The following is a 14,958-nucleotide window of genomic DNA, read 5'->3' on the forward strand; positions in this document are numbered from 1 at the left end:
ACATATAAAATATAAATGAATTAAAATTAAATTTTATTGGTAAATAAATAACAATCTCAATCTCAAATTATTACATTAAAAAACCAAAAAAGACCTCAAAGAAAAGAAAATCAATTCTCTTTAAGGTCTTTTTCTTATTTCTATCCCTTTAATCTACTTCACTACTGTCATCATCTTTGTCTCTGTCCATACTCCCGACTTTATTGTGTAGTAATAATTTCCACTCGGTAAATTTCCTACATCTACTGTTAACTCATAATTCCCTGCCTTTTGATCCTCCGATACCAATCTCTGTATCTCTTTTCCCTCCATATTCTGTAACACTATCTCTGTTCTTCCTTCTAATCCTATACTGTACTTTATCTTTGTACTAGGATTAAATGGATTTGGGACATTTTGGCTCAGTGTATATGTTCCATTTATTAACTCTATTGCTCGTAAACTTAACCCACATATTGGATATATATCTATCTTTGTTGTTGATGGATTTATTGTTGTACAACCTTGATTTGTTATGATCTTTACATCTATTTCACGCTCTAACTTCTCCGTTAATTGTACATCCATATTGAACTTTAACAACTCTCCTGATGTGGTAAATCCTCCAGGATTCTGTACATCTATTACATAGATGCCTGCTTTGCTTAAGTTATTCTTTGTATACGATACGCCTGCTCCTCCTATCTGGATACTTGACTCATCTATACTCAACTGTACTGGATCATAATTTATTGTTAACTGTATGCTCTTTAAATCCACTAAATTACTAAACCCACCTAACAACGATACTACACAGCCTAACTTCCCGCCTATCTCTCCCTTATTATCCCTTGTGCCTGTTAACACTACTCCACTACTTATTGTCTCTGCATAACTGCTTCCACTTATATCTAATAACATTGGGCTCGTTGGTGTGCCTGCATCATGAGTTACTTCTAGTTTCCCTACTTCCTTACCTGTTTTGCTTGGACTATACTTTATCCCTATCTGTCGCTTCTCGCCTGGCTTTAATGTGAAACTTGTTACTCCACTTACCAAACTGAAATCTCCTGATAAACCTATCAACTTTAACCCTAATACCTTCACATCCTTCTGACCACTATTGCTTACCTCTGCATTTAATATCGTATCCTTTGGTGCACATATATTATCCGCATTCGCTCCTTTCCCAACTATACTCGTTGATAATGAAAATCCATTCCCTGACCACTTTGATGTTGTATCTACTCCATCTAATGTTATTGCTTTCATTCTTGCTACTCTTTGTCCTACCGCTTTCGCTATGAATGATCCTTTCATTGTATAGGTCGTATTCCCTGGCTTTAATACTATTGGGGTTGCTAACTTTACATTTACCACACTCTCACTTGAGCTGTAATCGTTCTCTGGGGTTTGATTACTAAACTCCCACTCTGTTATTGTTACTGAATCTAAATACTGTCCTACTGCTTGAAATTCTACATCTCTGATTGTACTTACTGTTGTCCCTACTTCCATTGTTCCATAATCATAATCTTGGGTTATCAACCCTGGACGGGTGCCAAATCCATCTAATGTTGATTTTACTCCACTTGGTCCTTGTACCACATTGTAGTTCATCACCATCTGTCTCCCTGCTGTTGTTGTTGGATTAAACTCTACATCTAAACCTACTGAATCATTCGCTGATATATTTAAATCTGACAATGCATCTAATGTTGTTTGGGGTAATCTGAAATCATTTATATCTCCAGTACTTGCCAACAACCCTCTTATTATCGCTGGGGCTGTTCCATAATTCTTTAACATCACTTTTCCTGTATACCATCCTGTCCCTACTCGCTTCCTTCCCCAATCATAATTTGTTGCTATCAATTGTGGTTGTATTCCCTTTCCTTGCAATATCCCCAAACTATCTACACCTGTTGCATTACTGCTGAATACTATTGTATCTAAATAACTTGCTACACTTCCTGGACTAAATGTTATTCTTAACGTCTTTGATTCTCCTGGGGCTAAATCAAATGGAAATGCCAACATTCCATCTACTAATTTAAACTCTAGCTTCTTTGGTCCTTTTGCTCCTGTTACCGTTAGTATCGCATCACTTAATGCTGGATCTATTGGATTTGATACTTCTATTGTATATGCTGGACTTGTTGTATTTACTATCAATGTTCCAAAGTCTTTATCTGTTACATTTATCAATGGGGCTCCTACTTTTGCTTTTATCAATGATATGTATTTCTTATTACATTCATTCTCTATGCCTACTGAATCCTCATACTTCCCATTTGTTGTTGATGTGAATTCTATTTGAGCTACTATGCTTGAGCCTGGATCACCCGCTTTTGATAACGTAAAACCGCCTATTGGGCTTAGTATCTTAAATCCTGGCGTATTCCTTTGTAGTTGGATATTCTTTAACTTTACTTCTCGTTCTGCTAAGTTTGTTATTGTTAATTTCTTTACTACTTTTACACCTGGAAATAATGTGCCAAAGTTTACTGGGGATGGCGTTATTGTTACATTGAATGCATTATACTGTATTGTATCTATTGTATAATTCCCTGCTTGGTCTGATATTATAACTACTGCTTGGGCATTCTGACTTAAATCTATTACTTTCAATGAATACTTTACTTCCCTATCCGTGCCTGGTATGAAATCTGCTACTGTTATACTATAATTATATGTTGCATCTGGATCTAAATCTATTGTTGATATATTGCTTCTTATTTTACTGTCATCTGGTAAATCTGTTGTGGTTGCTTCATAGTTTCCAAAACAATCGATTGTATCTTTTATTACTGGTGCATCCTTATCTGGTCTTGACAAATCTCCTACAGCAACTGATAATGGATATCCATAACTATCAAAACTTCCAAATCCATATATATATCCTGCAAATGGCTTAGGACCTCTTACTCTGTATGTTCCTGGATTTATTGCTATTGTTTTAGCAATGTAAGTAACCCCATTTATTTTAGTTGGAAATCTTTTGAAATCAAATCCAAATTTGCTTGGGAAAGACTCCCATTTATCTGTACCGCCTTGAGCTATTTCAATGTCATTATAACCAGCAGAATCACATACAAAATTTACAAAATTTGCTGGATAATCAGCTGATGGGGTAGTGAATAACAATTGAGTTTGATATTGCTCAACAGGAGTAAGAACTAACATAAAAGGATCGCTTTCTACTCCATCCCAGTTCTGAGAATTGTTAATCTGTTGTACATAAATAGGTTTATCTCCAGTAAATTCTATTAATTCTCTTTTATCATGTAAATAACTAAACCAACCTTCACCTTCATTCCCACCTTTTTTATTTAAAGTACCCCATTCAGTACCATTTATAAATATTTTAGTATTATCAGCACCAGCAAAAACTCTATAAAGATCTGTTTTTCTTCTTGTTGCGAAAGGAATTGAATGATATATTTTACCCCAAGCGGTAACTGGTAACATCATTTCTTCAATATGATCACAAGCTGAGTATCTTGGGTCAGGTAACCAAGGGCATAAACATCCAGAACAAACTGATATTGGTTTATTAGCAATTATTTTAGTTCCAGAAAAATCTGCATATTGATCAATAGATTGACAAGAAAATCCATCTCCTTTATTCATTGTAATATTAAAAGGACCATTTTTTCCATTATGATTAGGAGATCTTTGTCCAGAAGGTAATTCAATAGTAATTTCTGTATCATCAAATGGAGATGATATAACGAATTGAGATGGGAATTTTCCAGCAAAAGCAGATCCCTGTAAATTATCTGGTCCGGCTGCAATAATATATTCTTTTCCGATAGCATTTGTTGGTAATAACAACATACCATCACTTGTAAACGAAGTTCTGTTCATTCCATAAACTACAATTGGTGCATCAGCTTTTACATAAACAGCTTTACCTGGATAAACTTGATCGTCACTTACTGGATCAGTAGTTGAAAATGGAAACATCTGTGCATCTATTGTAGATAAATCATAAGTAACAATATCAAATGGTACAGTATAAATTGTTTTCTTATTTTTAGAGCCAATTGCAATTGTTACTTTGGTTCTAACTCCAGCAGTAATATATAACCTACAATACTTAATTGAAGCACCATATTCATAATTTGCAGGAAAATTAAAATAATATTCTTTTCCAGAATTTGAAGGTCCGAATGGAATATTTGGTAATGGCTTACCATTTTGAGCAAATGAAAAACTTAATACAATTAGAAAATTAATTGTAAATAGTAGTAGATTTCTGTACATTAATATTAGATTTTGTTTAAATGATATGCTTAACTTTTTATTATTTAAGGTTACTAATAAAATCTAACTAGATTTAAATTAGAAACAATTATATTTTATTAAAAAATATTCATAATAGAATTTTTAAAGACACTCAAAACTATACAAAAGATTCAAATAATTAAATTAAAATATGATATACATAACTATTCTGTTTAGTCTTAACTTGTTAAATTCTATAGAGTTTAAAACTGATGTAACTCAATTTGTAAATAAAACCAAACAATTTTATTCTAGTGTTAATACAGCGGAAATTTCTTTTGAACAAACAAGTGCTAATTCTGATAAAATCAGAGGTAAAATGTATTATTCTAAAGGTAATAAATACAACATCTGGTATGGGGATAAAACAATAATCTGCAATGGTGTAAAAGTATGGAATATTAATTCTAAATTAAGTCAAGTAATTATAACAAAGGCAATTACAAAAAGAAAATCTATCTTACCAAGTGATATTTTTACATCATTTCCTGGAGATTACAATTCAGAATATGTTTCCGAAAATAAAGGGTCTATGATAATTAAATGTACACCACAAAATATAAGTAAAACAATTTCTGATATTAGTTCAGCAGTCTTGCATATCAATAAAAAAGATAATACTTTTCAAAGACTAATTTTAAATAATGATTCTTTTGGTGAGATTAATATTAAAATCCTAAGTTCAAAGTATAATACTATTATAAATCCAAATAAATTTTCATATAACCCATCACCTAACGTTAAAATTATTGATTTAACTAAATAGTTTTAATTCCATTTTATTTATGTTTCTATTTTATTCTAAAGTGAAAAATTATTTGAAAAAAGTATTTGATTTATTTAAAAATATTTATTCCCATATATTAGATTTCTCAAATTCTACAACTGAACATCACATATATATGATGGCAAGTGGGATTGCTTTTACAATCATTACATCTATAGTACCAACAATTTTAATAATACTTTTTGTGTTAGGGTACATATTGGATTCTCAAACGATTATAAACCAATTAAATATTTATGCAAAAGATTTTTTTGTTGTAGGATATAGACAAGATATTATTGATCATATTAAAGAACAGATTAATGTAATAGTTGATAATAGAGGAATTGCAGGATTTTTAGGAATTGCTGGTTTACTATGGACATCATCAGCATTAGCAACATCTATTAGAACAGGTGTAAACACAGTATTTAATTTACAAAACGAAAAACATTTCCTTATTTACAAACTTTATGATATTTGTGTGATTATGATAATGGGAATTCTAATTTATGCTTCAGTTTTGATAGGTCCAATTTTTAAACTTATTTTTTCAATGAATAATCAACTAAATCAATGGGCTTCCTTAAATTTAGTTAGTTCGTTTGTAAGTGAAGTAATAATAATTTTTAGTTCTTTATTTGTTTTTCTTTCAATTTTTAGATTTATGCCCTATAAAAGATTAAATAATAAAACCCTTTGGATGTCAACAATATTCAGCTCAATTTTATGGGAGGTTTCTAGAATTGCATTTGAATTTTATGTTACTTCATTCAAATCATTTTCTAGAGTTTATGGAGTGTATGCTATTTTTGCAGCCTCTGCAATATGGATATATTTTTCAGCATTAGTTATGTTATTTGGAGCAGAATTATCTTTAATAATCAATAAAAATTCATTCTTAAAAAATAATTCTAAATCATATAATTAATACTTATTTTAATGAATTAGAATTTGTTTTTTATAACTGTAGAATTTTTTCAATCAATATTTCAAAACACTTACTTTGTTGTTATAATCAGTTACAAAAATTTGTTTTATCAAATTAAACAGAAAACTTAAATTTAGAGATGAAAGATTTTAGCAAAATTAAAAAACATGTTTTAGACAAACTCAAAAAAGAGTTACCAATGGATTTGTATTATCATGGAATGCACCATACATTATCTGTTGTAGATTCTATTAACATAATTTGTGAACATGAAAAAATTACTTCAAATGAATTATTCCTTCTAAATGTTGGAGGACTTTATCACGATATTGGGTTTGTACATGTTTACAAAAATCATGAAGAAGAGGGTTGCAAAATAGCTAAGGAAGAGCTCCCAAAGTTTGGTTTATCTGATGATGAGGTTAATATTGTTTGTGGTTTGATAATGGCTACTAAAATTCCACAAAGTCCAAAAACTCATTTAGAACAAATTATTGCTGATGCAGATTTAGAATATTTAGGTACTGCAGATTATTGGGATGTTGGAAGAACTCTTTTTGATGAATTAAAAATTTACATGGATGTTTCAAATGAATCTCAGTGGAACATTATTCAAATGAATTTTTTAAAAAAACATCAATATTTTACTGATTTTTGTAAGATGTATAGAGAGCCAAAGAAAAAAGAATATTTAGAACAAATAATTAAGATTGTTGAAAATCCTGATTAATTCGATTTAACTTTTTCATTAGCATTTCTTAATCTTTTGCTAAGCATTTTTATAATACCCTTTGCAACTTCCACCCTTGTATCCATTAATTCAAATAAATCTTCTTGATCTAATTTCAATAAGAGTGTATCTGTTATTGTTGTTGCGCTAGCACTTCTAGCTTCAGTATCTAACAAAGACATTTCACCAAAAAGATCTTTTTCTTTAAGAATAGCAACAACAACTCCACCCTTATGTATTTTAACTTCTCCTTTGAAAATTACATACATACATTGACCAATTTCACCTTCATTAAAGATTAAGCTATTAGCTTCCAATTCTAGTTCTTCTAAAATTTCACTCACCTCCACTAAAACATTTGTTGGAGTTTCAGAAAAAATGTCTAATGATTTTAAAGTTAGAATTTTTTCAATTTGTAATAATCTCTCACTTGAATCGCTTTCTTTTTTATGCATTTGAACTAAATTTTTATAATTATTAGGCAATACTCATTGCAGTCTCTTTAATTAAATTATCACTACTTAAAGTTAAGAAATCTATATACTCATTTTTATTATTCCCATGATATTCGTTTAGAGAATAAGTACATGCTGCTTTAGTCCATCTATCAAAAAAATATATTTCATCATAAATTATGATTTGGAATATATCATTTTCTGTATATGATGAATTTGATTTATCATTAAATTTCAAACTTTTAATTTTCATATCATTAGGTTCAAATAATTCAATAAATCTTAGAGAAATATCTTTATCAACTTCAATTTCAAAAACTTCTAATGCATTTGCAATTGTATCCTTTTTATTGTAATGAAAAGCAGTTCTAACTTTTTTTATTTTATTAGAATCATAAATGAATGATAGTATTAATAATAATACTTCTCTTAATTTTTCTAATTCATATACCAATGCGTCTAACAGATGATGCATTCCATCAGTTTGAGAAAGGAAATTTATCATATTAGTAATTTTAGTAGCAACATTTAAAGACTCTTGAATTAAATCATTAAAAAATAATTTATTATCTTCTTTAACTCTAAAATCAGTTATATGGAGAGCTTGTAAAATAGTATATCTATTTACTTTATCAAATTTTAAATGTTCTAATAATACCTTAATAGATAAACTTGAATTAATATTCCCAAGAATGTAAATTAATTTTTGGTTTTGATTCTGAGTTAATGTATTTATATATAATATCTTTTTAATTTCAACAACAGAATTATCACCTCCATTAATCAATGCATCGATACATATTTTTTCATATTTAATATCTTTAAATAATTTAACTACTTTTTCAATTAAATACTTGTTTTTAATTTTACCACATGCAATTATACTTTCTTTCACAACTATAAATTCTTCATCATTTAAAAGTTTTAAAATTGGTTTGTAAAATGAATTTGTTTTTAAATCTCCTATAATTTCAGCTGCAGTTTTTCTTATTATAGTATAAGGTGAATTTATCATTTCAATTAATTTTTGTCCAGCAACTACAATTGCAGATATTCCACCACTACTCATCAAACCGATAATAGCAGATTTTGATAATTCTATATTATCAGAATTCACATAAATTTCTGATTCATCAACATTTTCAGGTGTAAGCAAACAAATCGACTTTATTAAATCTGGGAGTATAAATAAATATGATTCATCATTTATCATTTTATTAATTAAAGGAACAGCATTAATTAATTTTAAATGAGTTATCAAAGCAATACTTTCTCTAATAACAATTTCATTTTTATTTTCTAACCCAGCAAGAACAATCTCAGATAATTCTGGTGTGAACCTTTTGCCTACTATGTTTAAAGTATGCATAGCTTCAGATTGATCACCAAATTTTACTTTTTCTAAAAAAACTGATTTTGTTCTCTCATTAGTAATATCTAGTTCTGATCCAAAGGAATATCGTTTGCTAATTGCTTTAACTAAAGTTCTAACATATTCATTTTCAATTAAAAATATTATCAGAATCCATACAATAATAAATACAACTATTAAACCACTTAAGGCAATTATATTAAGTCCTTCATCGCTTGTTCCTTTTGTAAAATGAACGAATAGAAAAGAAATTATACCACTAAATACTAAAGCAAAAGGATCTACAACACCTTTAACAACAGCATGACTTTTAAGTCTTAGTTGCAAAGAAAGTGGCTGCATCATTGACAAAAAAACTGGATCTTGTATAGATGTTTTAAGCATTTCAGATAAAACAGCTGCTAATCCAAACAAATATAAAGTTGAAGTAATTGAATTGTTATTACTTAATAATGAGTTTATTAAAATGTATCCTAAAATTAATATTAGAATAATTGGAGATATTAATAATGAGAATTTTAAACCAATTCTGTTCATTACTCTACCAGTTAGAACTAATCTTATTAATAATGCTAAAAGCCTACCAAGTGCAAAAAATTTACTTATAAATCCAGCAAGTTCAATATCTGTGTGAGAATGATGTTTTACTTCAACATAAAAACCAAAATTTATTAATGTAACAATTGTTATAATTATAAATGATAAAATTGATAAGTATTTTATTAGTTTATTGACAAAAAAATCTGATAATGAAAATGACCCTAATAAATCAGTGGTACCATGTTCCAATTTAATTTTATTATGATGTACATGTTTTACTTCAATGTCTAACTTACCAGCTTTATCTAAATTTCTGCAAACAAAAAAAGAAGACAAAATGAAAAATGATGATACATATAATGCATTTTCTGTTGAAACATAATGCAATAATATTGGAACTACAGAATACCCAATTAATTTTGCAGGAATATCTCCTGCACCAATAATACCAAACAATCTTTTACTTTGCCTTATATCAAAAGTCAATGCTGCAACTCCCCAAAATTCTAAATTATTTAAAAGGTAAATTGCATAATACCAACAGAACATAAAAAAAATGACCCAGGGAGATTGGTCATAAATTAAAAAGAATCTTAAAAGCAAAATACTAAATCCCATAAAGAGAATTACCCCTGGAGCAGTTTTCTTAACTGGCAATTTATGTTCTATTTTAGTATAAAAATATCCTATAACAAGCAACAAAGCACCTGAAACTACATAAACATTTGAAAGTAATGATGGTTGAAATCTATTAAGAAATAATGTTAAAGCGATTGTATTAAAAACAGCTACTCCTATTCCTTGTAACAATTGAAGTAAGAAAAATCTTGATACAAGGAATACCTCATCATCATGAATATTTAACAATTGTAAAATTCTTTTTTTCATATTAGGAGAATTTATTGTTTTTTAAAATATGAATATTAAAGAAATAATTATAAATCAATTTTGTTAAACTCATTTATATTCTACTAATATTTAATGTTAATAATTTTTTAAATAAAATTTTTGTATCTATTGTATTCAAGTTACTTCTAACTAACAAAATCCTATTATCTTTGCAAATGGATTCAATCGAATTTTGGTCCGTTTGTGCAAGCAACGGTTTACCACTCTCACAAGAACAAATGGCCTCTTTTGAAAGATATGCCAATGATTTGTTGTATTGGAATGAAAAAGTGAATTTAATATCTCGTAGGGATACAGAGCAAATTTGGTTAAGGCATTTATTACATTCTCTTACCCCAATATTAATGAAGTTTATTCCTGATGTAAAATCTAAAATTTTAGATATTGGATCTGGAGGAGGTCTACCTGGTATTCCATTAAAAATTGCATATCCAAAAATTGAAATGATTCTATTAGATTCAATTGCTAAAAAAGTGCAAACAACTAGTATGTTAGCTTCTCATATTACTAAATTTGGATTGAAATCTATAAGAAATCGAGCTGAAGAAATGCCAAATGATCCTAATTCAAAAATTAAATTCGACTTTGTTGTTTCTAGAGCAGTTGCCCCTTTGGTCGATTTAATGAAATGGAGCAAGCCTATTTTGAAACCCGATTCTCCAATTGTAACACTTAAAGGTGGAGATTTAACAAATGAGATTCTTCAAGCTCAAACTAAATTCCCATTAGCTAAAATTGAAGTGTTTGATATAGAGATAGAAGGGACTGATTGGTTTCTTACTGAAGAGAAAAAAATTGTAAAGGTGAATTTTTAATTATAATTTTAACAATTCTTTGATTTACAAATATTGGTGTAGATATTACTTATGATAAATAAATTAATTTTGGAATAAATAAAATTGGAAAACGAAAATATTTTAGATTCAGATGGAAAACTTGATTCTGAATTAACAAATGAGATGGGATTCTTTGATCATCTTGAAGAGCTAAGAGGTAAAATAATTAAATCTCTATTTGCATTGATCTTGTGTTCAACTATCTGCGGTGTGTTTTATAGGTTTATCATTGAAAAAATATTATTAGGTCCTGCAAATAATGTAACACCACCGATAAAAATGCAAAACTTTGAGCCAATGGGGCAAATTACAATGGCAATTCAAGTTGTAATGTTTAGTGGATTAATATTATCTATACCATTTATTATTTGGCAGTTCTGGCAATTTGTTAAACCTGGATTGTATAAAAGAGAACAAAAATATATAGGTGCAATTGCAATTGCTACTATATTTTGTTTTTTATTAGGAGTTGTTTTTGCTTACTTCCTATTGATTCCAACTTCACTTGAATTTACTAGCAAAATTGAATTTGGAACAATTGAAAATAGGTTCTCGATATCTTCATATTTTAGTTTTGTATTAGGGTTTTTATTAGCTTGTGGAGTAGTATTTGAAATGCCAGTTATAAGTTATGCTTTATCTCGTTTAGGAATTGTTACTCCCCCTTTTTTAAGACATTACTGGAGGCATGCTGTTGTTGTTATTTTAATTGTATCTGCAATAATTACACCTACTCCAGATCCTATCAACTGCTTATTTTTAGCTATCCCACTTTATGGGCTTTATGAGATTAGTATTTTAGTTTCAAAATTAGCATTAAAGAGTAGAACTATTTCAAATGTTAATTCAGATTTGGAATGATTTTAACGATTTTAATATAATAACCTCTATTGTACTATTTACTTCAAAAGTTCGTCTTTAAATTAAATGCCACTCAAAGAAATATCAAAACCAATAGAAATTTACTTAAAAGAATTTGACAAATTTTACAAGAATTCGTTACGTTCAAAAGTATTTTTATTAGATGTTGTTATAAAATATATTTTAAGACAAAAAGGTAAAAAGATAAGACCATTATTGGTACTTTTATCAGCTGAAGCTTGCGGAGGTGTAAACAGAAGATCCTACATAGCAGCTTCAATGATTGAACTTCTTCATACAGCCACTTTAGTACATGATGATGTTGTAGATGAAGCAGACGAAAGACGTGGGTTCCCATCCATTAATTCTGTTTGGAAAAATAAAATTTCAGTTCTTGCAGGTGATTACATTCTTAGTCAAGGATTAATAATAGCAAACGAAAATGATGAATTCGGATTTTTAAAAGCTACTTCTAGAGCCGTAAAAAGGATGAGTGAAGGTGAACTTTTCCAGATTTATAAATCTAAAAGTTTGAATATTAAAGAAGAAGAATACTTCAGAATTATCTCAGATAAAACTGCTTCATTAATCTCAGTCTGTTGTGAAATTGGTGCTCTAAGTTCATCTAATGATGAAAATATTCAAATTGCAATGAGAGATTTTGGAGAGTATGTTGGAATTATTTTTCAAATTAAAGATGATTTATTTGATTATACTTCTACTCATAAAAAAATTGGGAAACCAATAGGTAATGATATTCTAGAAAAAAAATTAACATTGCCAGTAATTTATGCATTAAGTAAAGCAACTAAAACTGAATCAAAATCAATTATCAAACTTATTAGATCCTTGAAGTTAAATGATGATTCAAATGAAGAAAAAACTAAGATTGTTACTGAATTTGTAAATAAATTTGGAGGAGTAGATTATTCAATTAAAATTGCTAATGAATATAGGCTAAAAGCTTTAAATGCTTTAAGTATATTACCAGATAACCAATCTAAAAATTCTTTAATTTTATTTGTTGATTTTGCTTTAAACAGAGATAGTTAACAATAAAAATATTTTTCAAATTTATTGCTTTTATAAACATTATTATATTTGTAAAAAATTAATCTAATTATATGCTTCTAAGATATGCTGCTGATCGGAGATCTATTGCTTTTATGATTATTACAACTACAATTTTTATAATCCAATGGTATTTAACCGATATCAATTATTTATTATATTCAATTAGCCTTTTCTTTTCTGTTGCTGTAGCAATTATGGCTCATAATCATAATCATTTACCTATGTGGAAAAAGAAATATTTGAATGTAATAACCGATTATTGGTTAACATTATTTTATGGTTTTCCTGCTTTTGGATGGATACCTACTCATAATAAAAATCATCATTTCTATAATAATAAATCAGGTGATTACACTATAACATATCGTTGTAGTGAAAAAAATAATATGGCAACACTTATGAGTTATCCTTCTATAAGTAGTTTTCATCAACAAAAGCCAATTGCAGATTATTTAAAGATGTTATTCAAAACTAATAGAACAGATTTCTATGGTGCTATTTTTCAATATGTTGCTTTAGGTGTTTTGTATATTCTTGCTTTTTATTTTAATTGGCACAAAGCAATAATTCTGATTTTAATTCCTCATCAGTTTTCTTTAATTAGCATTTTAATTTTTAATTATGTTCAGCATGTGCATGCAGATGAAGAATCTGATATTAACCATTCAAGGAATTTTGTTGGACCAATGTTAAATGCATTTTTATTTAATAATGGATTTCATACCGTACATCATGATAGAGCCGGAACTCATTGGAGTTTAACTCCAGATCTTCATAAAAAAGTAGCTGATAAAATTGACCCAGTTTTAAACCAAAAAAGCTTTTGGGGTTATATGATTAGAGCCTATGTTTTAGGTATTTTTTCCAAAAATTTTAAAACTGATTCAATGAGGTTAAGAAGATTAAATATAAATCAATCTTAATTTATTCTTTTAAGGAATACCTATTTAAAACATCACATATTAATATATGAAAGCAGCTATTTTATCTATAGGTGATGAACTTTTAATTGGGCAAGTTTCAAATACAAATGCTACCTGGTTAGGAATTGAGTTAACAAAATTAGGTTACATTATTTCTGAAGTAAGAACTATTGGAGATAATTTCTCACTTGCTTATGATACAATATCACTCCTTTCAAAATCAAATGATTTAATTATAATTACCGGTGGTTTGGGTCCTACTCACGACGATATAACCAAATTTGTAATTTGTGATCTCCTTAATAAATGCAAATTGAAAATTTTTCATTCTCAATTAGATTTTATAAAAAAAAGATTATCTGAAAGAGGTCATTTAATAAACGAAAGAAATGAAAATCAAGCCCTAATTCCAGAAAATTCAACTGGATTATTTAATAATTATGGAACTGCTGCCGGAATTAAGTTTGTTTTAAACCAAGCAAGCATTTATTCTCTTCCAGGGGTTCCAGTTGAAATGAAAGGAATTTTTCAAGATTGTATCATTAATGATATTAAACTTAAAAATATTTCAAATAATCAACAAACTTTTGTTGCTGTTGGCATTCCAGAATCTATACTTGCTGATTATTTAATTGCATGTGAAGAATTAGTTAATGAATTTGTTTCTTTAGCTTACCTACCTAATTATTCTATGATTAGACTTAGAGTTATGAGGAAAAATGATTCTAAAGATTCTATCAATAGGTATAATAAAATAATTGAAGTAATTAATGATAAAGCCAAAGAATATATTATTTGGGATTTTGATGAGAAATTAGAAGTCATACTTGGAAAAAAATTAATTAAAAAGTCATTAACTATTTCTACTGTAGAATCTTGTACTGGAGGACTATTAGGATCTGCAATAACGTCTGTTGCTGGTTCTAGCGAATATTATATAGGAGGAATAATTGCATATTCAAATGAAATTAAATGCAAAGAATTGAATGTTCCAATTGATATATTGGAAAATTTTGGAGCAGTTAGTAAAGAAACAGCAGAGATACTTGCTTATGAACAAAGACTTAAATTTAAAACTGATTTATCAATTTCAATAACTGGGATTGCTGGTCCAGCAGGTGGCTCTTTAGAAAAACCAGTTGGCACAGTTTATATTGGAATATCAACAAAATTTAAAACATTTTCAAAATTAATTTCTATGGGATTAGGTCGTGATTCTGTTAGACAAAAAACAGTTATTACTGCACTAATAATGTTAATAAAAGAAATTGATTTGATTGATTTAATCTAAT

11 protein-coding genes are annotated in these 14,958 nt (G+C 28.4%); 8 read left to right on the forward strand and 3 right to left on the reverse strand.

Annotation, left to right across the window (positions count from 1 at the left end; genetic code table 11):
• Positions 1-153 precede the first annotated feature (153 nt).
• Entirely contained in the window at positions 154-4,248 is a 4,095-nt protein-coding gene (locus tag IPP08_07765; GenBank protein QQS65677.1) for a choice-of-anchor D domain-containing protein, read from the reverse strand.
• Positions 4,249-4,420: 172 nt separating this feature from the next.
• Between IPP08_07765 and IPP08_07770 the strand changes: the two genes are divergently transcribed.
• From IPP08_07770 to IPP08_07780, 3 genes are all read left to right on the forward strand, one after another.
• Positions 4,421-5,035, forward strand: coding sequence for an outer membrane lipoprotein carrier protein LolA (locus IPP08_07770; GenBank protein ID QQS65678.1), 615 nt, complete (start codon positions 4,421-4,423; stop codon positions 5,033-5,035).
• A 52-nt stretch (positions 5,036-5,087) separates the two neighbouring features.
• The gene (locus IPP08_07775; GenBank protein QQS65679.1) at positions 5,088-5,966 is read left to right on the forward strand and encodes a YihY/virulence factor BrkB family protein; all 879 of its coding nucleotides are present in this window, start codon (positions 5,088-5,090) and stop codon (positions 5,964-5,966) included.
• Positions 5,967-6,105: 139 nt separating this feature from the next.
• Positions 6,106-6,696 carry an HD domain-containing protein gene (locus IPP08_07780; protein QQS65680.1) on the forward strand — a complete coding sequence of 197 codons (591 nt, stop codon included), beginning with the start codon at positions 6,106-6,108 and terminating at the stop codon, positions 6,694-6,696.
• Here the strand turns inward: IPP08_07780 and IPP08_07785 are convergent.
• Positions 6,693-7,151: a cyclic nucleotide-binding domain-containing protein gene (locus IPP08_07785; GenBank protein ID QQS65681.1), complete on the reverse strand. Its 459-nt coding sequence runs from the start codon at positions 7,149-7,151 to the stop codon at positions 6,693-6,695. The genes IPP08_07780 and IPP08_07785 overlap by 4 nt on opposite strands.
• A 22-nt stretch (positions 7,152-7,173) precedes the next feature.
• Positions 7,174-9,951, reverse strand: coding sequence for a HEAT repeat domain-containing protein (locus IPP08_07790; GenBank protein ID QQS65682.1), 2,778 nt, complete (start codon positions 9,949-9,951; stop codon positions 7,174-7,176).
• A gap of 176 nt (positions 9,952-10,127) precedes the next feature.
• Between IPP08_07790 and rsmG the strand changes: the two genes are divergently transcribed.
• The 5 genes from rsmG (at position 10,128) to IPP08_07815 (ending at position 14,957) form a co-directional block, all read left to right on the forward strand.
• Positions 10,128-10,787 (forward strand): 16S rRNA (guanine(527)-N(7))-methyltransferase RsmG, encoded by a 660-nt coding sequence (gene rsmG, locus IPP08_07795; GenBank protein ID QQS65683.1) that lies wholly within the window; start codon positions 10,128-10,130, stop codon positions 10,785-10,787.
• An 84-nt stretch (positions 10,788-10,871) separates the two neighbouring features.
• On the forward strand, positions 10,872-11,669 hold the full coding sequence (gene tatC / locus IPP08_07800) for a twin-arginine translocase subunit TatC (GenBank protein ID QQS65684.1): 798 nt from the start codon (positions 10,872-10,874) through the stop codon (positions 11,667-11,669).
• Between the two features lie 66 nt (positions 11,670-11,735).
• Positions 11,736-12,722, forward strand: a complete 987-nt coding sequence (locus tag IPP08_07805) for a polyprenyl synthetase family protein (protein ID QQS65685.1) — start codon at positions 11,736-11,738, stop codon at positions 12,720-12,722.
• Between the two features lie 71 nt (positions 12,723-12,793).
• Positions 12,794-13,666, forward strand: a complete 873-nt coding sequence (locus IPP08_07810; protein ID QQS65686.1) for a fatty acid desaturase — start codon at positions 12,794-12,796, stop codon at positions 13,664-13,666.
• 46 nt (positions 13,667-13,712) lie between these two features.
• Entirely contained in the window at positions 13,713-14,957 is a 1,245-nt protein-coding gene (locus tag IPP08_07815; GenBank protein QQS65687.1) for a CinA family nicotinamide mononucleotide deamidase-related protein, read from the forward strand.
• Position 14,958: the final 1 nt, after the last annotated feature.

Source organism: Chlorobiota bacterium (assembly GCA_016700335.1).
Classification (GTDB): Bacteria; Bacteroidota; Ignavibacteria; order OLB7; family OLB7.

Bases quoted from the DNA above. Each gene is read 5' to 3' on its own strand.
- IPP08_07790 (QQS65682.1), bottom strand. From the start codon at position 9,951: ATGAAAAAAAGAATTTTACAATTGTTAAATATTCATGATGATGAGGTA.
- IPP08_07785 (QQS65681.1), bottom strand. From the start codon at position 7,151: ATGCATAAAAAAGAAAGCGATTCAAGTGAGAGATTATTACAAATTGAA.
- IPP08_07810 (QQS65686.1), top strand. From the start codon at position 12,794: ATGCTTCTAAGATATGCTGCTGATCGGAGATCTATTGCTTTTATGATT.
- IPP08_07765 (QQS65677.1), bottom strand. From the start codon at position 4,248: ATGTACAGAAATCTACTACTATTTACAATTAATTTTCTAATTGTATTA.
- IPP08_07780 (QQS65680.1), top strand. From the start codon at position 6,106: ATGAAAGATTTTAGCAAAATTAAAAAACATGTTTTAGACAAACTCAAA.
- IPP08_07815 (QQS65687.1), top strand. From the start codon at position 13,713: ATGAAAGCAGCTATTTTATCTATAGGTGATGAACTTTTAATTGGGCAA.
- IPP08_07805 (QQS65685.1), top strand. From the start codon at position 11,736: ATGCCACTCAAAGAAATATCAAAACCAATAGAAATTTACTTAAAAGAA.
- rsmG (QQS65683.1), top strand. From the start codon at position 10,128: ATGGATTCAATCGAATTTTGGTCCGTTTGTGCAAGCAACGGTTTACCA.
- IPP08_07770 (QQS65678.1), top strand. From the start codon at position 4,421: ATGATATACATAACTATTCTGTTTAGTCTTAACTTGTTAAATTCTATA.